Here is a 22093-nt window from a genome sequence, read left to right as displayed (position 1 = left end):
TCAGCACTCCTTTTTATTAACTAACTGCGCCTTGTGGAACAGCTGCTAGAGAAATTCTTGTTCCAGCTTTCCCTTGCAAAGCTAAATCAGCTTCATCTAAAGCACAAATAATCGCTGTTCGTCCAGATTTAGCAAAATCTACAGCAGCTTCAATTTTCGGCCCCATACTACCAGCGGCGAATTGTCCATCAGCGATGTGTTTTTCAACCTCTGAAACACTGATATCCGTTAATTTTTGCTGATTTTCTTTACCATAATTGATATACACGTTGCTTACGTCAGTTAACATCATAAAGATATCCGCATCTAACTGCTCCGCTAATTTTTTACCAGTACGATCTTTATCAATAACCGCTTCAATGCCCTCTAATAAGCCAGCATTATTTCGATAAACAGGAATGCCCCCACCACCGCCAGCAATCACGATGATATTTTGATTTAACAAATGAGTAATCGATTCTACACCATGAATTGATTGTGGATAAGGTGAAGGTACAACTCGACGATAACCACGGCCAGCATCTTCCACCATTTCCCAGCCTTTTGTTTCAGTCATTTTTTTAGCATCTTCTTCAGAATAAAAAATACCAATTGGTTTATCTGGTGCTTTAAAAGCTGCATCATTTTTATCAACTTCTGTTTGTGTCAACAAAGTCACCACATTAGCTGTGGAATGTTTTTGTTCTAAAGCATTTTTAATGCTTTGTTCTAGCATGTAACCGATAAATCCTTGTGATTCAGCATTACAAGCATCTAATGGTGCTGCTGGGACAACTTCTTCAGCCAATTCATTTTGACGTAAGATATTTCCTACTTGTGGACCATTTCCATGAGTTAAAACTACTTCATAGTCTAAAGATTCTACTCGTGCAATTTGATTGGCACAAGTTTGAGTATTTTTTAATTGATTATCGAAAGTTGGGGTTTGACCTGGCTGTAAAATTGCATTTCCGCCAATTGCCATTACGACTCTTTTTGCCATTATTTCACTCCTCTTATTAGTAATAATCCTGATAATATTCCTGCTAAAGTATCGAGACCAGACGTGCTGCCATAGTCGACGACCGCTTGAATAAGTTCTGCAAGATCATATGTATTTTCCGTTTCTGTTAAAAAATCAGCGACCGCCAACAAAGGTTGACTAAATTCACCATTAATTGCTCTAGTTAAAAAATTGCGGCTCACATCTGTGGTAAATTGATTATTTTCTACTCTGTTATAAACTGCTTTAGTCAAGGTAGTTGATTGATTATTCAACCAATCAACAAAAAGCCAGCCCAATAAAAAATCATCGCCTGCCGGTGTTAGTCCACGACCTCTACCGATTAAATAATCTACAACTTTTTGAAGCTCATTTCCTTGATTAAATTCTTGCATCATTTGAAAATATGGATTGTTTTGTGGATCACCAAATGAAGCTAAAGGATAGCTAAAGCCAGTCACTGCAGAAATTTTTTGACCTGCTGCCAGCAATTTTTCAGCTTGCACAGATTTTATTCCCTTCACCGATAAGATGGTTTGTTCACTCGGAGAAATAGCAATTTCCCAATCGGCACCGACTGTTTCAATAAATAATTGATTTTCTGTACTTTTAATGGATTCAACTTTTGGCAAAGCTTGTCGAATTTCGCGGAAATCTTTTTGCGATAAATAGATACCACCAGGCACAATTTTTTCACCAGTTGCCATTAAAGCCAACATTTTTGGCTGCTTTAAATCCGTTAAATTAAAAGTTTTATCAAAAGTACTATGAACTACCCAGTCTGTTGCTTTCCTTGGAAAACTTTGGTCACTGGTTGCAGCTATCCGTTTCATTTTTTAAGCCTCAAATCCTAATTTTTTTGCATAAGCCAAGACTGCTTTTTCAAAACAATCAATTGGCGGTGTTACTGTTCCGGCACCAATTTGTCCTTTTCCAGCTTTTTTATTGGCAATCCCAGTATTAATCACTGGTAAAATTCCAGTTTCAACAACTTTTCTAGCATCAATTCCGATAGTAATTCCTTGAAAATCCCATGTTGGGATTGCAAAGTTAGGATTATGATCTAAAGTAATTTCAGTCATTTCTTCACTAGTTTTCAATGCATCTTCAAATCCACCTGAGCCAATAAAACGCGTCACAGCTGGTGCTGCAATCATCGCCATACCACCGACACCAAAAGTTTCGGTAATGGCGCTATCGCCCATATCAGGCGCTGCATCTGCTTCTGAAAAACCAGAGAAATATAATCCTTGCGGCGTATTCACCGGTCCAGTAAACCATTCGTCTCCCATGCCGGCAATTCGAATACCAAATTCATATCCATTTCGACACATTGCAGTAACGACTGTTCCTTCTTGGATCATTCGAGCGCCATCCATCACAGATTTTGCAGAAGCCATCATTATATTCAAGAAAAATTGATCGGTATCTGCTAAGAACTGAATAACTTCTTCTTTTTCTTTTTGATCAACATTTGTTAGAGAAACAATACTTGGAGCAATTTCTTTTAAGAAAGCCAATGAAGCAGCAATGTTTCTTTGATGAAATTCATCTCCCATAGCAATCGCTTTTGCGACAAGAACATTAACATTTAATGGTTCACGAACTTTTAATGCTTTACTTAAAGTTGGCGCCAAGACATCTTTCATCCAAGTCAAACGATCGATAACTTCTTTAGAATAAGCGCCAAAACGTAGAACGGCACCGATTCCTTCGTTCATTGTACAGTAGGCGCGATTACCGTCAGTTTTATTTTCTACTACTAAAACTGCCATGTTTGCTGAAGTAATTCCCCCCATTGGTCCAACAGCATCCACATGATGACAAGGAATTAATTTCACTTCGCCGCTTTCCATTAATTTGCGGGCATCTTCTTCATTGTCTACCCAGCCTTCAAATAAAACCGCTCCAACACAAGCACCTTGAATTGGATCAACCATTTTATCGTAAGTAATCGGTGGTCCAGCATGTAATAAAACTTTGCCATGGTTAAATTCATCGATGACACTTTTAGCAGGTACAACATCTAATAAAAAAGGTGCTCCTGCGATAATTTTTGTAACAACTGCTTGATTTGCTTCATCAATATTTTTGTAAACCATTTTTATACCTCAACTTTCAATGAAACTTTTTGTAAAAAGTCTAATGCCTTTTGCAATTCAGGATTACCACCCGCAACTGGACGCCAGTCAAATTGAACTGCTTTTCCACCATGAGTCATAATTGCTTTAGTAAAGCTTGCCAAACCAATATTTAAGAACTGTCTAGCTGACAATAAATCTCTTAGTTGTGTTGGAATTTCTGGTACTGTTCTTGCTGTATCAGCTTTGGCTTTAACTGGTTTCACTTCTTCAGAAACAGGTTTGCCAACTAATGCTAAGGCTGTCCGTACAGCTTGGGCATTACTATCACAAATGATTGCTCCAGCTTCTGTTAAAATTTCTTTTTGTTTTTCAATATCTTGAGGATCTTCATCAGTTCCAACAATCGTGCCAATCACTGCGATTTCACGATTGTCCGCTTTCGCATCAGCCAAAACTTTTTTAATTCCTGGCGCTAATTCTGAAGCCATATCATCATGAGATCCGTAGCCTAAAACAATATCTAATAAGATTGCTGCTGTTTCAGCATCTTGACCGGCTTCAACCATTAATTCTTTGCGTTTTGTAGCATCAATCATTGGATGAGGACGACCTTGTGTATAGATATCATCACCTAAATCAATGACTTCATAGCCATCTTTTTTCATGATAAAACCTTCAGCACCACTTTCAGCGCCTAATTCTAAGCTTTCATTGATTAACATAGCTGCTTCATAAGCTAAAGTACCACCAGAATAATAGCCTTTAATATATTTTTGTTGATCAGTTAATTTAATTTCTGGTACATCCACTGTTTTTTCATAAGTTGTAATTTCGTTCCCCTTTAATAATTCAACAGCGAGTTCTGCCGTTTCTTCTAAGGTATGGGCACGATACAAACCTTCTTCATGAGCTTCCGGTTTTTCACCTAAGAAAATTGCCACAACTGGTTTTGATGTTGCCCGTAATAAATCTAAAACATCATCTCGCACTTCTTTTGCTGGTGGTTTGGAAATGGCGACAATTACTTTTACATCAGGATCTTTTTCCATCAATGCCACGCTATCTTTAAAGGTAACACCATCAATTGCTGATTTTAAGTCACGACCGCCAGTACCGATGGCTTGTGTCACACCAGCACCTAATTTATGAATAATTGTCGTTACTTCTTGAATTCCAGTACCTGACGCACCAACTACACCAATATTTCCCTTACGAATAACATTGGCAAAAGCAATCGGAATACCGTTGATAATCCCTGTACCACAGTCAGGTCCCATCAATAGTAATCCTTTTTCATGAGCTAGGTCTTTTAGTCTTTTTTCATCTTCAATCGCCACATTATCACTGAAACAAAATACATGTTTGTCAGCTTCTAATGCTTTTTCAATTTCACCAGCTGCATGAACACCTGGAACAGAAATGATGGCAACTGATGTATCCGCTCCAACTTCTAATGCTTTGTCCCACGTTTTTACATGTTCTTCAGAGGTATCGTTTTGAGATTTTTTCCCTTGTTCCTCAAGATAGTCTTTAGCTGTTTCTAATAATTCATCAATTTTTGAGGCATCTTCTAAATCAACAACAACTACCATGTCATTTGGTGTTGCTGTTTCAACTTCATCAGTATAAAGTCCCGCTGTTTTAAAAATATCTTTATTAGCAGGTGTACCCATCATTACTGAGACACTGTTAACACCGTCAATGGCTTCTAAATGATTGGTTAATAGCATTAATACGATGGAATCTTGGTAGCTATTTTTTTCAATAATTGTATGGAGCATGTGATTAATCACTCTCTTTCAAATTTTATTCCGCAAAAGCATCTTTTCCATTGTATTGATTGAAATGGACAGTTTCACTTTGTAAATATTCATAAATTGAAGTTGGAATTTCGATACCGCCTTCAATACTTGTTTCATATTTTATTTGACTTAATTCGCCTGGGTAATACACTTGATCAAAACCATCAGCCGGTTTATTTTCGTGTAATTCATCGACCATTTGTTTGATTTTTATTTTGAATTCATGTGGATCAGTAAATCTTTTAGGATCGATTAATAGGAAAATTTGTCCCAGATTTCTGCCAGTCGTTAAATCATCGTACATCGATGACACATGTTTTCCAAAAGGCAATCCTAACAATACACCTGCCAAAATATCCACCATCATCATCAAGCCGTAACCTTTAGGACCAGCGATTGGTAATAGACCTTGAACTTTCATTGGATCATCTGTTGGTTTACCATCTTTATCGACTGCCCAAGTAGTTGGAATTTTTTGCTTTTTAGAACGAGCGTCTAAAATTTTCCCCCAAGCTTGAACGGAAGTTGCCATATCAAAAACGACTGGTGGCCGATCAGCACAAGGTGCGCCAATACCAATTGGGTTGGTGCCAAAATAAATTTCGCTCCCACCAAAAGGAACTACCATTGGATCTGATTGGCACATAGATAAAGCAATGTAGCCTTTTTCGGCAGCTTTTTTCAAGTAATATCCTAAAGCACCGCTATGACTCATTTTTGAAACGCCGACTAAAGCTAATCCAGATTCAGCAACCATTTTAAAACCATGTTCTAAAGCTTGCCGACAAATAAATTGTCCCATGCCATTGTCGCCATGAAAAATTGCTGTGGATGGGCCGGTCTGTTCAAATTTTGTTTCGGGATGTAACGTAATTCCGCCTTTGGCAATTTGTTCAGCATAATAATCTAATCGCACGACCCCGTGGGAATGAATCCCACAGGCATCGGCAAAAACTAACTGGTTCGCTGCTTCTTTAGCTTGTTCATCTGGTAAACCAGCTTGTTTAAATTTTCTTTCAATTAATACAAATAATTCTGGAGTTTTTAATTTTATAGTTTCTTCCATCATTTTCATCCTTAAATTCTAGGTTCACGATTGCAATCTTTTGAATATACATATGCTAAAGGATCTTTACGTCCCACTGCATAAGCTGCTTGTTGTACATATGCACTCATAAAAATATAATCGCCTTTTTCAACTGGGTACCAATTATTATCTAAGTTATACATGCCTTGTCCACTAATCAGATAGGCCCCGTGTTCTTGATAATGAGTTTCAATATACGCATGGCTAGCACCAGGCTCAAAAGAAAGAATGTGCATATTCATGTCAAAGCCTAAATCTTTTGGTAATAAATCCCACAGCAAAACATCTTTCATTCCTTCATACTCAATTGGTGTAATGTCTTTTGTATTACCAACAACTGTATGTGCTGCGTAACCATCAATAGCTTCATAACGTTTTTTATATAAAAATACTTCTGTTGCAGTCTCTTGGTTGTTTTCTAGATACATTTTTTGATCGGCTGTAAAATAAGCATAACCACCAGCAGTCAATTCATATTCTTTTTCTCCATCAGAAACTTTTAAAGCCCCTTCAATGACATAAGCTAACGTTTGGATACCATCGCCACCAACACCAGCTAAGTTTTTTCCATCTTTTTGGAAAGTGATGATGTAATCAACAAAACCAGCACCTAATTTTGGTGATCCCAAAATAGACATGTCACAATTTTCAAAACCTGGAAGAACATTATTGACTAATCCATCGTGTGGAATTAACGCATAATTATTTTTTTTAATGACAGCTCGTGAGCTTAATAAGTCCTTTTGATAACCCATTCTTTCGTTTTTGTAACCCATTGATTAATCGCCTCTTCTTTTTTATTTGTAAGCCAATTCGTATAATGTATCAGCTAATAGTTTTACGCCTTCTAATAAATCTGGAAATTCTGTTTTTTCAGCCGGATTGTGACTAATACCATTAATGCTTGGTACGAAAATCATTGCTGTTGGATAATGTGGCGCAATCACTTGCGAATCGTGACCAGCGCCACTGTGCATTACGCGATATTTATAATTGCCTTCATCAGCTTTTTTCTCAATCGTTTCTACAATCGCTGTATTCATTGGTACTGGTGCTTCATCCATCCAACGATCAATAGTAATTTCGATGCCCATGCTCTTAGCAATTTCAGTCATTCGTTCTTCTAATTCACCAGTGAATTTTTTTAAGAATTCGGCATCTGTATGACGACAATCCATTGTGAAATCTACTTCCCCTGGGACAACATTGACTGTATTTGGTTTTGGAATTACTTTACCGAAAGTCAATACTAGTGGATCACCCACTTCATTCGCCCGATCAATCGCTTCTGAACAAATTTTAGAAAAAGCATAAACGGTATCATGGCGATAGCTCATCGGTGTTGTTCCAGCATGATTGGCCTCACCTTTTAAATTAATATTGTAACGGCGTTGTCCAGCAATATTATTGACCACACCCACTTGTAATTTTTGGTTTTCTAAAACATTTCCTTGCTCAATATGAATTTCTACAAAGGCTTTAATATCGTCCCGACGCGTTTGTTCTTTTTTAAAGTCAAAACCTTGGCGGTGCATTTCATCAACAAATTTTGCGCCTTCAGAATCAGCGATATCTTTTACTGCATCCACATCTGCTTCACCTACGAAATTTTTACTCCCCCAAAAGACGGTTGGAAAACGACTACCTTCTTCTTCCGCCATTGAAATAAATTCCAAACTACGTTTTGGTTGTCCGTGTTCAGCTAACAAATATTCAATCGCGGTCATTGCTGCAATCACACCATATTGTCCATCTAAACTCCCACCATTAACAACTGTATCAATATGAGAACCCGACATAATTGTTTCAGCGGGTAGTTCTGAACCTTCTACGCGGCCGAATAAATTCCCAACTTCATCAAAATGTGTCTTTAAATCAAAATCTTTGGCTTGTTGTTCAACGTATTTTTGCGCTTGTAACCAACTATCTGTGTATAAAAGTCTAGTCATACCACCAGTTGGATCATTCCCAATCGAAGATAAATCATCAATTCTTTTTTTCAATACGTCAGCTAAGTTCATGTTTAAAATCCTCCTGTCTAATTTTACATCTTTATTGTAAGCGATTGCCAACTTGCAATCATTGGTGACTTTAGACAAAACCCGTGCATATTTTGTGCGTAAATGACATAATGTCTTGAGATAATTCAATTACTATAAAATAAAATCACTAAGGAGGAAACTTATGCCGAAAACAATCACTTTAAATAGTTTTGATCACTTACTGATAAAAGGTACCATCTACGAAGCAAAGAAACCCATCAAAGAACCAATTGTTTATCTTCATGGTGGTGGTTTGGTGTTTGGTGAACGAGAAGATTTACCAAAAGCTTACATTGATTTATTCCTTGAAGCTGGCCATTCCTTTATTACTATTGATTACCTATTAGCACCGGAAACAAAGTTAGATCAAATCTTTCGTACTTTAAAGGAGACAATTCAAACCTTAAAACTAGGAAACGATTATATTTTGCTAGGAAGATCTGCTGGCGCTTATCTTGCATCACTTCTTTTAAAATCAGGTGAACAACCAAAAGCCTTTATCAGTTTTTATGGCTACAATCGTTTGGACTGGCAAGAATTTCACTATCCTAATGCTTTTTATAATAAATATCCGCGAGTTTTACCTTTAGATGTAGAAAATCTCTTAGAAAAACAACCTTTAACTTCTGGCCAAATGGATAAACGTTTTCCTATCTATCTATCAGCTCGCCAATTTGGTACTTGGCAGACTATGTTGCTTAATAATCACCAAGAAGCAAATCAGTTTTCATTAACAAAAACGGACTTGGAAAGATTTCCAAAAACAATTTTAGTTCATTGTTCAGAAGATCCTGATGTTCCTTATCAGTCTTCAGTAGAAGCCAGCCAACAAATTTTGAATAATCAATTGATAACGATTGAAGCAAATGAGCATGACTTTGATCGCAGTGTAACCAAAAGAAACCTTGAGATTTATCAACAAATCATCAATGCCATATAAAAAGCCGCTGGAAAATTCCAACGGCTTTTTTTCTATGAGAGAGTTGATTCACTTTTTAACTTTGACGCGTATTCTTTCGCAGAAGTTACCTTGTTAATCACAAAGAATACAGTAGTACCGATTAAAATAATTCCAATCGCTAAATAAAACGCATAAACTTTGGAACCCATAGCATCAGAAATTAAACCTGTCAGCGAAGGAACAATCACTGAAGCAGACATTCCGAAGAAGTTAAATACACCATAGGTAGTTGCAATACTTTTCTTAGGTGCAAACTGACCTAACCAAGAAATAATGATTGGTTCAACCGCTAGTTTACCAAAGAAGCCATAACCAACTACCCCAAAGACTAGAAACATTTGATTCGTAGTTTGAACAGTAAACAACAACATACCTGCGGCAACAATCTCTAAGGCAATGATAATCCCGACTTTTCGATGAGGAATTTTGTCGGCGATCCGACTAAAAAACAATGCTCCAGGAATTGCCGCAAAAAATACTAAAGATGAAGCCAAACCTACTGCCGTCCCTTGAAAACCTCTTTCTGTTTCCAAAAAATTAGGTAACCAAGTATCAATTAAATAATACGTATATAACGTTGAGAAATACAACACATAAGCGGCAATCATTTGTGGTTTAAATAAAGCTTTTAAACCGCCGCCTTTTTCTTTTGGTTGAACTTTTTCAACTGTCACGACTTTTGGTTGTTCTTTTTTTATATATTTTGCAAACACGAAAACCATTAAAATGACTAAAACAGTTGTGACAAATAGCAATGTTTGCCAAGGTAAAATCCCTTCACCTACTAGATAGCTAGAAGAAACCAAACCTAAGCCACTACCAATCGCAGTCCCGCTATTTACAATTGCTGTTGCTAAGCTTCTTTTCCCTGCCGGTACATATTCGGTCGTCAGTGAGTAAGCCACTCCGTAGAAAGTTCCACAACCGAGACCTGCTAAGACACTACCAGCAAACAGGAAACTCAAAGTTGGTGCAGTCGCAACCAGCAAAGTTCCTACCCCAAACATTAAGAAACCGGGAATTAAGATAGTTTTCTTTCCGAAACGATCCACCAATAAACCCGAGGGAATTTGCATAATTACATAACCTAAAAAATAAAAACTAGAAATATTTCCTAATTGTGCATCAGTCGCACCACCAAAAAAATCACTGATAATTGGATAGATCGGGGTCAATACTGTTCGGTAAATCCAGATGACAATCCATCCCGCAGTTAGAATAAAAATTATTTTTTTCCAATAGGGAAACTGGGTAGTATTTTCGTTTGTTTCCATCACTCTACTCCTTTTCATATCAAGTCAATTTTGCAGGACAAAATTCATCTGATTCTTCGTATTCTATTGATACGTTATGTAAATTGAAGATTTTTTTCTTTTAAAAAGGCTAGAACAAAAATAAGTTCCCTTATTTTGGCTCTAGCCACGTGCTTATTTTTTGATAAATGTTCCAGGGAATTCGCTTGTTACACCCTCTGCTTGACTGTAAATTGTTTGTCCGCGTAAAATTGTTTGAGCTACTTGAGCACCAATTTCACGGCCAATATAAGGACTGATTTGATTTTTGTATTCTAAATCTTCAGCCTTTAAAGTGTAAGGCGCATTTGGTTTGATTAAAACAAAGTCAGCGTCTTTTCCAATTGTAATCCGACCTTTTTGGTCTAAGTTGTAGCGGTCTGCTGGATTTGCCGCAATTAAATCAGCAAAATGTTTCAATGACATGCCACGTTTTTGGACACCTTCATCAAACAAAACATCTACATTATTTTGTACACCTGAGATACCGCCCCAAGCTTCAAAAGCATTTTCTTTATCTTTCAAATCTGGTGTACATGGTGAATGGTCACTGGTTACGAAACTAATGCCTTCGCCTAAAGTATGCTCCCATAAACCTGCTTTTTGTGCTTTGTCACGAATTGGTGGTGAACATTTCACGACTGGTCCAATCGCATCTAATTCATCAGTTGTAAAGTATAAATAATGGGTACAAGTCTCACAAGTTACATCGACACCTTCTTGTTGGGCTTTAATAACTGCTTCGACACCTTCTTGACAAGCAACGTGACAAATATGAATCCGACAACCAGTTTCTTTAGCCATTAGAATTGCTTTTTCGATCGCTTCAACTTCGGTGAAAACCGGACGTGTATTTACGTAAGCTTCTAAAGTTGTTTCGCCATTTGCATAGGCAATTTCACCTAAACGGTCAGTAATTTCTGCATTTTCCGCATGAATTGCTAAAACTTTTCCAGTTTTCGCAATTTGTTTCATGCCTTCATATAAAGAGTAATCATCAACGTTTTCAAAATCGCCATCAATAGTACGGTCGCCACAAGTTCCTAAGAAACATTTGTAAGCTGCTACGCCGCCATCATTTAATTCTTGAATACCACCTTCTAAATTAAATGGTACCAAGCCGCCAAAAGAAGCTACGTCAACTTTTAATTTATCTTCACCAGCTGCATATTTAATATCTAATGATTTTTTATCCACTGTAGCAGGAACTTGGTTCAAAGGCATTTCCATGAATGAAGTTACGCCACCTTTGGCACATGAAGCCGTTCCAGTCACATAACCTTCCCAATTATCACGATAGCCACCACCAGGATCTGTAATATGCACATGAGCATCGACCATTCCTGGACTAACAATTAAACCTGCTGCATCAATTACTTTTTCACCAGTTAAATCATTGCCAATCGCAGTAATCTTACCATTATCAACGGCAACATCTGTGTTCACTTCTCCATCTTCCAAAATAACCAAACCATTTTTAATAACTAATTCGTGACTCATTTACGCTTCCTCCTCATAAGTTGGTGTTACTTCGTTTTTGATTGATGCTTTTTTTAACACAAGATAAATCAGAAATGCTGTAATAAACCCAACGAACCAAGAAACATCAGAAATCATTCTTAGCGCCGGAATAAATTGACCACTTAAAGATATAATTAAGGCAATAATTGTTGCAATATAAGCCTGACGATTCAAACCATGATAAATATTGTTTTTATTATCACGGGTATTATCCATATACAACTCATTTAAATCAATATTTTGTTTACGAATAAAGTAATAATTGGCAATCATGACCCCAGCAACTGGTCCTAAAACTGCCCCAATCGAATTCAAGAACATAAAAATACTATCTGAGTTTGCCATTAAACGCCAAGGCATAATCAAGAAACTAATAATACTAGCAATTAAAACGCCTCGTCGATAGTTAATTTTCTTCGGAAATAACGCAGTCAATTGATATCCCGCTGGAATAATATTGCCAGTAGCGTTTGTCGAAATCGTTGTTAATAAGAAAACAGCCATTGAAAAAATGACAACTGGTAGACTATCTAATCGATCAATAATATTCAAAACATTCCATTCTTGAATACCAAAGTGAATTGAACCACCAATCAAGATAACCACACTTGAAAAAGCAAAAATAGCATATCCAATAACCAAGCTCAAAGTTTGTCCGACCATTTGGTCTTTAGTGGATTTAGCATTTTGTGTAAAGTCAGAAACACTAGATCCTGGCGCTGCCCAAACGGCGATGACCGAATTAATAATTAAAAAGTAAGCGAAAATCGGATTCAAATTACGCGTTGCGCCAGAAATACTGTAAGAAAGAATGGGGCCCATCCCACCTGCAGCATTGATTGCCCAAATCGTTAAACCAATAATCACTATATAAATCATCGGGCTTAGAATACCAGTAAATTTATTTAAGATACCTCCGCCACCAAATCCAATCAACACATTTAATACCCAAAATAAAGTGAATGCAATTAATTGGGGAATTCCAATACCTAAAATTTGAGTTGAACCACCAATTTCTAAAAATCCTGGCCAAAACTTGCCAATTAAAATGACTAACGCCAATGCACCTGTATAAGTTTGTAAACCAAACCACGCTATTGCCGCCACACACCCTCTTAGAAATCCAGGTAGTTTTGCGCCCAGATCACCGTAAGTCGAACGCAAATGCATTGCGAAGGGAATCCCATATTTTGATCCGGCAATTCCATTGAAAACCATAAAAGCTGCTACGAAAAGTGCGCTAATAGCAACCGCCAACATCACATTAATAGGTGATAGACCGAGAAAAATAAATCCGCCTACTGCAGTATAATTAGGAATGTTGTGAATTGATCCCATCCATAAAGTAAAATAATTACTGATGCCCATATTTCTCTTGTCAGGACCCTTGGGTAGTAAATCATCATTATACCCACGTGCTTTAAACTTTGCTACTTCTTCTTCAGAATACTGAATGTCATTATTACTCACGTTTTTAACTCTCCTTTTCGTAGTAAAAATATTCGTTCCTGTATAAAAAAATTGAATGCTTAAAATGCTCAGCCATGGCAACTAGTCATTACAAAATCCAATAATTATATCTGAATTACTTGTTAAGACAATTGTAAGCGGTTTTAACACAATTTACATTGTTTCAATTTGCTAAAGGGTACATTAAGTTTTGTTCAAAACAAACAAAAGATTTTCTTAAAAAGTGAATATATATACAAAATATTTTTTGGTAAGTTGACTTTTTTTCAGCAAAAAAATAAACATCCCATTGGATGTTTATTCTCAAGATTTATGCTAATTCATAAGATTCATAAATTTTTTGATAAAACTCGTCATTTAAACGATATCCTTTCCTCCAATCAGTGACTACACCATCAGGAATGTCAAAAACTTCTTCTATACTATGCTTAATTCGTTTGATTCGATAAGATACTTGACTTAAATTAGAATTATTAGGATCCTCCCTCCAGATTATTTTTACTAAATCTTCTCTTGAAACTGTTGCAGCTTTAGCTTCAATTAAAACATCTAAGATTCGCTCTTCCACTGGCGACAACTTAATTTTTAATAATTTCCAAGATGAAATTGATGGAGATTTGTTTTCTTTATTTTCTTTCTCTTGATTAATTTGTTTTGCACTATATATAAACAATAATTCCCGTAACTCATTAAAGGATTCATTTTTAGTAATCCATTCTTGAAACCCTTCATTTTTTAAAATTTCGGCTTTTTGTTCATCTACTGATGTATCCACAATTCTGAAAACAGCAGTCCTTTTGCTAGCAACCGATTTTAATAACTCACTGGCTTCTAAATCAGACACTGTTTCACTCAGCATGACTATTGGAAAATAATCCTCCCATTTTCCCAAAGAATTATTTTCTCGCCAATAATTTAGAATAAGTGTCGAACAAAAAACCTCATAGTTTAATTGCTGAATTTTTTCACAAAAATTTTTTTCGTTGGAAATGTTATTAGTTAATATCAAAATACAGAACACTGAATCACCCCTCATACCTTTTCTAGTATTTATTTTTCGTTTATAAAAAAATTATTTTTAAAATAGAAAAAAGCTGATTTTTTTGCTATAATTTTTTCTTGTTCTATATGAAACTATGAAAACCGCTAAATAATAGCTTGATATCAGTCTTTACGATAAGGATTGACGGCTTTTGACGGCTAAAGATATTTTTAGAAAAATTATTAATTTTAATGAACAATTATTTTCAGACTTTGAGAATTCGCTTACATTTCCTTGAAAAATTTATTGGTTTAAAAATATTAATTTTTAAAAACTAAATACAGCTATCTAAAACTTCCATAACTTTACAACGTTGTTCAAGTAAATTATCGGCATAAATATCTAGTGTCATTTGAGTTGACGAATGCCCCAATAGTGCACTGACAGATGAAATATCTGCTCGTTTTTCTAAACATCTAGTAGCAAAAGTGTGTCTTAGTTGATGGAAATGGATATTTTTTAAATCTGCTTTTTCCCGAATTTTATGGAAATGATAGGTTAATAATCTTGGTTCACTAGGTTTCTCACCTGTTGAAAACACATATTCTCCTGTGGCTTCTTGTTGATGTTGAAGCAATAACTGTTTAATTTTATCCCCAAAAGGAATGATCCTAATAGAAGAATGTGTCTTTGATTGATGCTTGATTACTTGCGTTTTTGAATCATCTTGATAAGAAGCAACCCGTTGTAGTGTATTTCCCACGTGCATTAAATTATCGATAAAATTTATATCTGACCATTTAAGCGCAGACAATTCTCCAATGCGTAATCCCGCATACAAAGCTAACATGATTGGTAAGCCTTTTTTCTTTTCAGATTTAGCAACAGCTTCAAGTTTTTTTTGCTCCGATTGTTGTAATGCCCGCACTTTTCGCTGATTTTTAGGCATCTTTATTTTATCAAACGGATTTGTTTGAATTAAGCCCTCAAAAATTGCTTGTGATAAACAACTTTTTATAATTTGACAAATGACCTTTACCGTACCGCTGCTTAATTTATCCATCATTTGATTGATAAATTCTTGAATCTTAATATGGTCTAGCTCATTTAATGCGAGATTTCCTAATACTTGAAAAGCATAACGCTTCAACTTATAAGAATAACTATCAAAAGTTGCAGGTTTAATTTTCCCTTTTATATTTGCTAACCATAATTCTACCCAGTCTTTAAATATCATAGTGGCTTCTCCATAAATCATACGCAATTGAGTATACTTTTCTTTTAAAGGATATAGTTTTTGGCGAACTTCTTGTTTAGTTTTTCCATAAATATATCCATATTTAATTTTATTATTTTTGTTTCGTCCTTTTTGATACCGACCTTCCCAACGCCCATCTTTTCTTAAGTAAATATTTTCCCCAAGTTTCAATTTGTTCTCCCCATTTCTGACGGCTCATTTGACGGCTGAAAAAACAATAGGAAAAAATCCTAATTTACCAACGCTTATTCAATAAAACTTTTTGTTGAAAAAATTGAAATTTTTGTTATGTTTAAATTGATTATAAATTTTTCATATATTATAATAAAAGTCGTTACAAATAATTAAAATTGACTTATTTTTTCATACGTCATTCATTGTCCTAGTTTCATATAAACTACGAAAAAATAATTGAACTTTGAAACATAAAAATGACCCTATGAAATCAATTTTTCATAGGGTCATTTTTTTATTTTTAAAGTTTAATTGACGTTGCAGTTTCATTTAGGACTTGATTCAGTTCTTGAATGTTTTTACGTCCTTCAGTTCTTAACCATTCGGCAGCTGAATTTTCGCCTTTAGTAATGAAAGGTTCCACCCCGTTTGCCCAAGTAGCTCTACCACAAAGAACACCATTAAAAGTTGATCCGGCTTCTTTTGCAAAATGTAAAGTCGTTTGGAACATCTCCGCCGAAACACCAGCACTTAAAAATATAAATGGTAAATCAGTTGATTCTGACTGTTCTTTAAAGAATTTTGCTGCCTCAGCTTTCGTATAAACAACTTCGTCTTCACTAAAGCCTTCCACAAATTTCATATTAACAGGAACTTCTACTTTCAACACATCTACACCATAACGTTTATTTGAAAATTCCTTCATCATATCATTTACTTTATGAGGTTTTTCTTTGGCATAAGCTGCTGTACTATTGTCAGCATCATTTGCATCATAAGAAACCAATTCCAAAAAGAATGGCAAATCTTCCGCTTGGCATTCAGAACCAATTCGTTCGATAAAGGCTTGTTTTTGTAGATTAATTTCTGCTGATTCATCAACATCATAGTATAGTAAAAATTTACAAGCATCTGCACCAGCTTCTTTTAAGCGTTTGACTGACCAAATCGATAGCAAATCTGGCAAGCGTCCTGGAGTAGAAGCATCATACCCAGTTTTTTCGTAAGCTAATAATAACCCAGCTGATTTATCCCGCGCTGCAGCAGCAGGCAAACCATATTCTGGATCTAATAAAATTGCTGAAGCAAATGGTGTTAATTCAGTTGAAACAATTTCTTTGAACTGTTCAATTTGTTCAGCGGTTGCTTCAGTCTCCTGATACTTATTGATCATTTTTTTTAAAGCCCCTCGTTGATCAATCGCTAAAGCACCAATGATTCCTTTTTCATTGGTTATTTGTTTTAAACAATTTCTTTTATTTTCTGTTAATTCCATCAGTTGAATTCTTCCCTTCGTTTTAAACTGGTGCCACATTTATTTGATTTTTAATCATTTCAAAGTTATCCATATTTACGTGACCTGTTAGGTTTTCTTGTGCATTCAACATCCCTAAAGTATTGGCTATTTTTAAAACTTCTTGATCTTCTTTTTCTTGATCCAAGGCGTAAAGCAATCCGGCTACCGTAGCATCGCCAGAACCAACTGGATTAACGACTTCAATCTTTGGAATATTTACTCGATAAAATTTTTCATCGTGTTTTGCAAAAGCCCCTTGACTACCTAATGAAACAACAATCCATTCGATACCTGAGAACTTTTCAGTTTGCAAAACATCTTTTAAATCATTTATTTCAACTGAACGATTTAAAATTGCAGCAAGTTCTTCTAAATTTGGTTTAATGACAAATGGTTTAGCAGAACCAGCTAAAACGGCTTCCAAAGCTTTTCCGGAACAGTCCAAAACGACTTTTTTATTTTGTTGTTGACAGATTTCCAGCATTTGATGATAAAAATCAGTCGGCAAACCAGCTGGCAAACTACCGGAAAATGAAATCATACTACTTCGTTTAACCAATTCAGTAAAATTATTTAAAAAATTTTGGGCTTCTCCTTGAGAAATAGTCGGTCCGCTTTCTAAGATTTCTGTTTGTTTGCCTTCATGTAAAATGGCAATACAATTTCGGGTTTCTCCTTCAATTTGAGAGAAAGCGTGGTTGATTTTTTCAGCTTCTAATTGACTCCGGATTTGTTTTCCTAAAAAACCACCGATCAATCCACTAGCAGTCACCTCTGTTGACAACTGTTTCAACACTCTCGTGACATTTAAACCTTTGCCACCAGCAGTTTTTCGTGTATCTGTTACCCGATTAACTGTATCCAACTGAAATTTCTCTAGCGGATAAGAAATATCAATTGAAGGATTCATTGTAATAGTTAAAAGCATTATTCGCTCCTTTTAGTCGTGATATTCTCCCCGATCCCATTTTTCAATAAATTCATCAAAGAAGTGAGGATCCATTTGTTCAGGATGATTTTTTTCAACATGATCAATCTTTGCAATTAATTTTTTGTTTTCTTCTGTTGGTTGATATTGCGCTTCAATGAAAGCCTCTGCAATATCACAAATCAAGAACTCGCCTGTAATTCGTGCACCAAAACCAACAACATTCGCATTTAATTGTTCTTTCGCATAAACAGCAGTCGTCATGTCTCGTACTAATGCACTACGCACACCTGGAACCTTGTTGACCGCATTATTGATTCCGACGCCTGTACCGCAAAGACAGATACCCAGATCTGCTTCACCACTAACAACAGCTTCACCAACTTTTTTCCCAAAAATTGGATAATGTGTGCGCGTAAAATCATACGTTCCTACATCTAATACTTCATATCCTTTTGATTTCAAAAAATCTGAGACCGCCATTTTGGTATCTGTTACAATATGATCGCATCCAATTGCTATTTTCATGTTCTTTCTTCCCTTCTATTTGCTTAGGCCATTTTATTTAACATATCGACTCTGACTTGATGTCTGCCACCATCATAGTTAGCACTTAAAAATTCTTTGACAATATTTTTAGCTAATTCATCACCAACGATTTTTGCCCCTAAAGTAATTATCCGTGAATTATTATGTTCCCGCGTCATATAAGCTGAACGTTCATCAGAAACTTCAGCTGCTACCATGCCTTTTACTTTAGTAGCTGTCATAAAGCTGCCTGCGCCATAACCATCAAAAGCGATTCCTAAACTGCCTTCATTAGCAACTACATCTTGAGCAACAGCCAAAGTTGATTCTACAAAATCAACAGCCGCTTCTTCACTTTTATCAACTACCTCAAAACCTTCTTCTATTAAATAAGTTTTGATTGTTTCTTTTAATGTCATTCCTTCAAGATCTGATCCAATTACTACCCGCATTATAAATCCTCCTCTTAATTAAAAATTTTTGTGTATTGTTCATACTGCTCTTTTACACTCTTGGAAATTGTATAGTCTGTGAACAAACCATCGGCTTTTTTTAAATTATAAAAATTATAAAAATCACGATGATTGAACTTGTGAGCATCAGCTACCAGATATTTTTCGTTGGCTTTATCCAATGCCAATTGTTGAATTTTGCCTTCTTCTACATTAAAGGTTGACACCCAACCATCTTGAATTCCATTAACACCGACAAAAGCTTTTGTAATCCCTATTTTTTGAATCACTTCATCAGCAACCGAACCAACAAATGCTCCGGTATGTTCCCTATAAGAACCACCCACTAAATAAAGATCGTACTTTCCTTTATCTTTCAATAAGTTAAAGACTGGCAAACTATTGGTTACGATTCGAACGTGTTCTAATGTAATATGTTCAGTCATTAATTCAATAGTAGTACCTGGTCCCAAAAAAATTGTTTCTCGTTCATCATTAATTAATTGTGCTGCATTTTTTGCAATATATTTTTTTTCATCGGTACTAATCATTTTCTTTTCAAAATGTGAAAGTTCTTTTGGTGTTTCTATGCTAGATTTTTCAACCGTTGAATCTTCTTGATTGAACGCAATACTTTGGGCCCCACCATGAATACGGATCAATTTTTTTTCATGATCCATTTCAGTTAAATCCCGTCTGATTGTCATATCAGAAACATGAATAGTCGCTTGGATTGTTTTTACAGTAACAATCCCGTCTCGTTCGCATAAATCCAAAATGATTTTCTGTCGTTCATTTTTCAACAAATTGTGCTCACCTCCTTGTTCACTTTCCTTGATACAAATTCATCATAAACCAAAAACAAACATTTTTCAACAACAATAAGTTTATTTTTTTTTGATTTCTGGTTGACTTATCTTAAGAAAGCGCTTATTATTATGTCATAAACAACAAACGAACTATTTCGAACAAAAAAGGAGGTACTTATGAAATGTCACTTTTTTCAGAGGATACCATTTATGTATCAGAAAAAAATTCTCAAACAGCAGTTTTTGAAGAAATCTATCAAAGTTTATTAGCAAAAAAATTGGTATCTGAAAATTTCCTAGACAATTTAATAGAAAGAGAAGTAAATTATCCAACAGGTTTAGATCTTGCGCCAATCAGTCAAGAGCTACCAAATATTGCCATTCCTCATACTGAGAGTGAATTTGTCAATACGACTCGAATCGTTCCTATCAAATTAAAGAAAGATATTCCATTTCATAATATGATTCAACCAGATGAAGTAATGAATGTACGGTTTCTTTTTATGATTTTGAATCAAAATGGCGAAGAACAGTCAGGATTGCTAGCGGATATCATGGATTTTATTAATTCAGTTGAACAAACAGAATTAATTCAGTTCTTTAATGAGGAAGACCCAAAAATGATTTATCAATTTTTAGAAAAAAATTTCAAAGGAGAGAATTTAAATGATTAAAATTTTAGCAGCGTGTGGAGCCGGAGTAAATTCAAGCCACCAAATCAAAGATGCATTAGAAAAAGAAATGAAAGCTAGAGGATATCAAGTTTCTTGTGATGCTGTCATGATCAAAGATGTAAATGAAGATATGTTATCACATTATGATATTTTCGCCCAAATTGCCAATACCAACTTAGGCTTCAAAATTGATATTCCCGTTGTAGATGCAGGCGCAATTCTATATCGTATTCCAGCTATGGCTCAACCAGTTTATGATCAAATGGAAGAAGCCATCAAATCAATCAGTTAAATAGAAAAGGACGGATATCATGAGTACAATTATTGATTTAGCCAACAGCATATTTCAGCCTCTAATTAATTTAGGGGCTGCCCCATTGATGACAATTGTCTTAACCATCATCGCACTTTTCTTCAAAGTAAAACCTAGCCGTGCTTTAGAAGGCGGTTTAAAATTAGGGATTGCTTTAACCGGGATCGGAGCAATTATTGGAATTTTAACTAACGCTTTTTCAGGTGCGATGGCCGACTTTGTTGAACGAACAGGACTAAGCTTAAACATCACTGATGTTGGTTGGGCGCCTTTAGCAACAATTACTTGGGGATCACCTTATACACTTTACTTCTTATTAATTATGGTGATTGTCAATGTCGCAATGCTGATCTTGAAAAAGACAGATACTTTAGATGTTGATATTTTCGATATCTGGCATCTTTCTATCGTTGGTTTATTTGCCATTTTCTGTGGCGCAAACTTATTTATTGCCACATTATTAGTTATTTTCATCGGTATTTTAAAAATTATCAATTCTGATTTAATGAAACCAACCTTTAATGATTTATTAGATGCACCAGATTCAAATCCAATGACAACAACTCATATGAACTATATGATGAATCCAATCATTATGGTCTTTGATAAAATTTTTGACAAGATCTTCCCGTGGTTGGACAAATATGATTTCGATGCAGCCAAATTGAATAGTAAAATTGGCTTTTGGGGATCAAAATTTGCCATTGGTATTTATTTAGGAATTTTTGTTGGTTTATTGGCTGGACAAAACCCAACTGAGATCTTTGCTTTAGCCTTTACAGCTGCAACCTGTTTGGAACTGTTCTCTTTAATTGGTGCATGGTTTATTGCCGCGGTTGAACCTTTATCTCAAGGGATCACTGATTTCGCTTCAGCTAAATTAAAAGGTCGTACGATTAACATTGGTTTAGATTGGCCTTTCCTAGCAGGTCGTGCCGAAATTTGGGCAGCTGCAAACGTGCTAGCACCAATCATGTTATTAGAAGCTATGGTACTTCCAGGAAATAAATTATTACCATTAGGCGGAATTATTGCCATGGGTGTTACACCAGCTTTATTAGTTGTCACTCGCGGTAAATTAATTCGAATGATTGTTATTGGCGCGATTGAATTACCATTATTCTTATGGTCAGGTACGCTAATTGCGCCATTTGTTACTGAAACAGCGAAAAAAGTTGGAGCCTTTCCTGCTGGTTTGAGCTCGAATGCACTTATTTCTCATACAACAATGGAAGGTCCGATTGAAAAATTCTTAGGTTATTTGGTCGGTAATGCATCCCAAGGACAAATTCAATTTGTTTTATATGCAGCTATCGCATTAATTGACTATTTGCTCATCTTCATCTGGTACGCTCGTCAAATGAAAAAAAGAAATGCCGCTTACTTAGCAGCCAAAAATTAATCAAAAAAATCCCGAAATGCACACGATGCACTTCG

General features: G+C 35.6%; 21 protein-coding genes. 4 read left to right on the top strand and 17 right to left on the bottom strand.

Going from position 1 to position 22093, the window contains the following annotated elements; translation table 11 throughout:
- Window positions 1-16 precede the first annotated feature (16 nt).
- The 7 genes from arcC to allC are packed head-to-tail and all read right to left on the bottom strand — an operon-like array spanning window position 17 to window position 7976.
- Entirely contained in the window at window positions 17-982 is a 966-nt protein-coding gene (arcC, locus tag ID741_RS08670) for a carbamate kinase (RefSeq protein ID WP_438719739.1), read from the bottom strand.
- Entirely contained in the window at window positions 982-1815 is an 834-nt protein-coding gene (locus ID741_RS08665; protein WP_438719738.1) for a DUF2877 domain-containing protein, read from the bottom strand. Before ID741_RS08665 ends, arcC begins: the two co-directional genes overlap by 1 nt.
- Before the next feature lie 3 nt (window positions 1816-1818).
- Complete coding sequence (locus ID741_RS08660; RefSeq protein ID WP_438719737.1) at window positions 1819-3084, bottom strand: DUF1116 domain-containing protein; 1266 nt, start codon at window positions 3082-3084, stop codon at window positions 1819-1821.
- A gap of 2 nt (window positions 3085-3086) precedes the next feature.
- Window positions 3087-4847 carry an acyl-CoA synthetase FdrA gene (fdrA, locus tag ID741_RS08655; RefSeq protein WP_438719736.1) on the bottom strand — a complete coding sequence of 587 codons (1761 nt, stop codon included), beginning with the start codon at window positions 4845-4847 and terminating at the stop codon, window positions 3087-3089.
- Window positions 4848-4872: 25 nt separating this feature from the next.
- On the bottom strand, window positions 4873-5934 hold the full coding sequence (gene allD, locus ID741_RS08650) for an ureidoglycolate dehydrogenase (protein ID WP_218324853.1): 1062 nt from the start codon (window positions 5932-5934) through the stop codon (window positions 4873-4875).
- 11 nt (window positions 5935-5945) lie between these two features.
- A complete protein-coding gene (allE, locus tag ID741_RS08645; RefSeq protein ID WP_438719735.1) occupies window positions 5946-6731 on the bottom strand; it encodes a (S)-ureidoglycine aminohydrolase in 786 nt (261 codons plus the stop codon).
- A gap of 21 nt (window positions 6732-6752) precedes the next feature.
- Complete coding sequence (allC, locus tag ID741_RS08640) at window positions 6753-7976, bottom strand: allantoate deiminase (RefSeq protein ID WP_438719734.1); 1224 nt, start codon at window positions 7974-7976, stop codon at window positions 6753-6755.
- A 163-nt stretch (window positions 7977-8139) separates the two neighbouring features.
- Between allC and ID741_RS08635 the strand changes: the two genes are divergently transcribed.
- Window positions 8140-8937 carry an alpha/beta hydrolase gene (locus ID741_RS08635; RefSeq protein ID WP_218324850.1) on the top strand — a complete coding sequence of 266 codons (798 nt, stop codon included), beginning with the start codon at window positions 8140-8142 and terminating at the stop codon, window positions 8935-8937.
- 32 nt (window positions 8938-8969) lie between these two features.
- Here the strand turns inward: ID741_RS08635 and ID741_RS08630 are convergent, their stop codons facing one another.
- The 10 genes from ID741_RS08630 to ID741_RS08585 all read right to left on the bottom strand — a co-directional run bounded on the left by ID741_RS08630 (window position 8970) and on the right by ID741_RS08585 (window position 19666).
- Window positions 8970-10232: an MFS transporter gene (locus ID741_RS08630; RefSeq protein ID WP_218324849.1), complete on the bottom strand. Its 1263-nt coding sequence runs from the start codon at window positions 10230-10232 to the stop codon at window positions 8970-8972.
- A gap of 153 nt (window positions 10233-10385) precedes the next feature.
- Window positions 10386-11750 carry an allantoinase AllB gene (gene allB, locus ID741_RS08625; protein ID WP_438719733.1) on the bottom strand — a complete coding sequence of 455 codons (1365 nt, stop codon included), beginning with the start codon at window positions 11748-11750 and terminating at the stop codon, window positions 10386-10388.
- On the bottom strand, window positions 11751-13241 hold the full coding sequence (gene allW / locus ID741_RS08620; protein ID WP_218324847.1) for an allantoin permease: 1491 nt from the start codon (window positions 13239-13241) through the stop codon (window positions 11751-11753).
- Between the two features lie 310 nt (window positions 13242-13551).
- Window positions 13552-14262, bottom strand: coding sequence for a helix-turn-helix domain-containing protein (locus tag ID741_RS08615; RefSeq protein ID WP_438719732.1), 711 nt, complete (start codon window positions 14260-14262; stop codon window positions 13552-13554).
- Window positions 14263-14557: 295 nt separating this feature from the next.
- Window positions 14558-15652 (bottom strand): tyrosine-type recombinase/integrase, encoded by a 1095-nt coding sequence (locus tag ID741_RS08610; RefSeq protein ID WP_218324845.1) that lies wholly within the window; start codon window positions 15650-15652, stop codon window positions 14558-14560.
- A 304-nt stretch (window positions 15653-15956) separates the two neighbouring features.
- Entirely contained in the window at window positions 15957-16931 is a 975-nt protein-coding gene (gene lacD, locus ID741_RS08605) for a tagatose-bisphosphate aldolase (protein WP_438719731.1), read from the bottom strand.
- Between the two features lie 22 nt (window positions 16932-16953).
- Window positions 16954-17880 carry a tagatose-6-phosphate kinase gene (gene lacC, locus ID741_RS08600; RefSeq protein ID WP_438719730.1) on the bottom strand — a complete coding sequence of 309 codons (927 nt, stop codon included), beginning with the start codon at window positions 17878-17880 and terminating at the stop codon, window positions 16954-16956.
- Between the two features lie 12 nt (window positions 17881-17892).
- Window positions 17893-18408 (bottom strand): galactose-6-phosphate isomerase subunit LacB, encoded by a 516-nt coding sequence (gene lacB / locus ID741_RS08595; protein WP_218324842.1) that lies wholly within the window; start codon window positions 18406-18408, stop codon window positions 17893-17895.
- Between the two features lie 23 nt (window positions 18409-18431).
- Window positions 18432-18860, bottom strand: a complete 429-nt coding sequence (gene lacA / locus ID741_RS08590; protein WP_438719729.1) for a galactose-6-phosphate isomerase subunit LacA — start codon at window positions 18858-18860, stop codon at window positions 18432-18434.
- A gap of 14 nt (window positions 18861-18874) precedes the next feature.
- Window positions 18875-19666, bottom strand: coding sequence for a DeoR/GlpR family DNA-binding transcription regulator (locus tag ID741_RS08585; RefSeq protein WP_438719728.1), 792 nt, complete (start codon window positions 19664-19666; stop codon window positions 18875-18877).
- Between the two features lie 185 nt (window positions 19667-19851).
- Between ID741_RS08585 and ID741_RS08580 the strand changes: the two genes are divergently transcribed.
- The 3 genes from ID741_RS08580 to ID741_RS08570 are packed head-to-tail and all read left to right on the top strand — an operon-like array spanning window position 19852 to window position 22058.
- Window positions 19852-20343, top strand: coding sequence for a PTS sugar transporter subunit IIA (locus ID741_RS08580; protein WP_438719727.1), 492 nt, complete (start codon window positions 19852-19854; stop codon window positions 20341-20343).
- Window positions 20336-20635, top strand: coding sequence for a PTS sugar transporter subunit IIB (locus ID741_RS08575; protein ID WP_218324838.1), 300 nt, complete (start codon window positions 20336-20338; stop codon window positions 20633-20635). Before ID741_RS08580 ends, ID741_RS08575 begins: the two co-directional genes overlap by 8 nt.
- Before the next feature lie 19 nt (window positions 20636-20654).
- On the top strand, window positions 20655-22058 hold the full coding sequence (locus tag ID741_RS08570) for a PTS galactitol transporter subunit IIC (protein WP_438719726.1): 1404 nt from the start codon (window positions 20655-20657) through the stop codon (window positions 22056-22058).
- Window positions 22059-22093: the final 35 nt, after the last annotated feature.

This window comes from Enterococcus sp. AZ103 (assembly GCF_051714685.1).
Classification (GTDB): domain Bacteria; phylum Bacillota; class Bacilli; order Lactobacillales; family Enterococcaceae; genus Enterococcus_A; species Enterococcus_A alishanensis.
This window is presented reverse-complemented; position numbering and strand designations above follow the sequence as displayed.

Excerpts from the sequence above, each read along its gene's own strand:
- arcC (WP_438719739.1), bottom strand. The coding sequence starts at position 982 with ATGGCAAAAAGAGTCGTAATGGCAATTGGCGGAAATGCAATTTTACAG.
- ID741_RS08665 (WP_438719738.1), bottom strand. The coding sequence starts at position 1,815 with ATGAAACGGATAGCTGCAACCAGTGACCAAAGTTTTCCAAGGAAAGCA.
- ID741_RS08660 (WP_438719737.1), bottom strand. The coding sequence starts at position 3,084 with ATGGTTTACAAAAATATTGATGAAGCAAATCAAGCAGTTGTTACAAAA.
- fdrA (WP_438719736.1), bottom strand. The coding sequence starts at position 4,847 with ATGCTCCATACAATTATTGAAAAAAATAGCTACCAAGATTCCATCGTA.
- allD (WP_218324853.1), bottom strand. The coding sequence starts at position 5,934 with ATGGAAGAAACTATAAAATTAAAAACTCCAGAATTATTTGTATTAATT.
- allE (WP_438719735.1), bottom strand. The coding sequence starts at position 6,731 with ATGGGTTACAAAAACGAAAGAATGGGTTATCAAAAGGACTTATTAAGC.
- allC (WP_438719734.1), bottom strand. The coding sequence starts at position 7,976 with ATGAACTTAGCTGACGTATTGAAAAAAAGAATTGATGATTTATCTTCG.
- ID741_RS08635 (WP_218324850.1), top strand. The coding sequence starts at position 8,140 with ATGCCGAAAACAATCACTTTAAATAGTTTTGATCACTTACTGATAAAA.
- ID741_RS08630 (WP_218324849.1), bottom strand. The coding sequence starts at position 10,232 with ATGGAAACAAACGAAAATACTACCCAGTTTCCCTATTGGAAAAAAATA.
- allB (WP_438719733.1), bottom strand. The coding sequence starts at position 11,750 with ATGAGTCACGAATTAGTTATTAAAAATGGTTTGGTTATTTTGGAAGAT.
- lacD (WP_438719731.1), bottom strand. The coding sequence starts at position 16,931 with ATGGAATTAACAGAAAATAAAAGAAATTGTTTAAAACAAATAACCAAT.
- lacC (WP_438719730.1), bottom strand. The coding sequence starts at position 17,880 with ATGCTTTTAACTATTACAATGAATCCTTCAATTGATATTTCTTATCCG.
- lacB (WP_218324842.1), bottom strand. The coding sequence starts at position 18,408 with ATGAAAATAGCAATTGGATGCGATCATATTGTAACAGATACCAAAATG.
- lacA (WP_438719729.1), bottom strand. The coding sequence starts at position 18,860 with ATGCGGGTAGTAATTGGATCAGATCTTGAAGGAATGACATTAAAAGAA.
- ID741_RS08580 (WP_438719727.1), top strand. The coding sequence starts at position 19,852 with ATGTCACTTTTTTCAGAGGATACCATTTATGTATCAGAAAAAAATTCT.
- ID741_RS08575 (WP_218324838.1), top strand. The coding sequence starts at position 20,336 with ATGATTAAAATTTTAGCAGCGTGTGGAGCCGGAGTAAATTCAAGCCAC.
- ID741_RS08570 (WP_438719726.1), top strand. The coding sequence starts at position 20,655 with ATGAGTACAATTATTGATTTAGCCAACAGCATATTTCAGCCTCTAATT.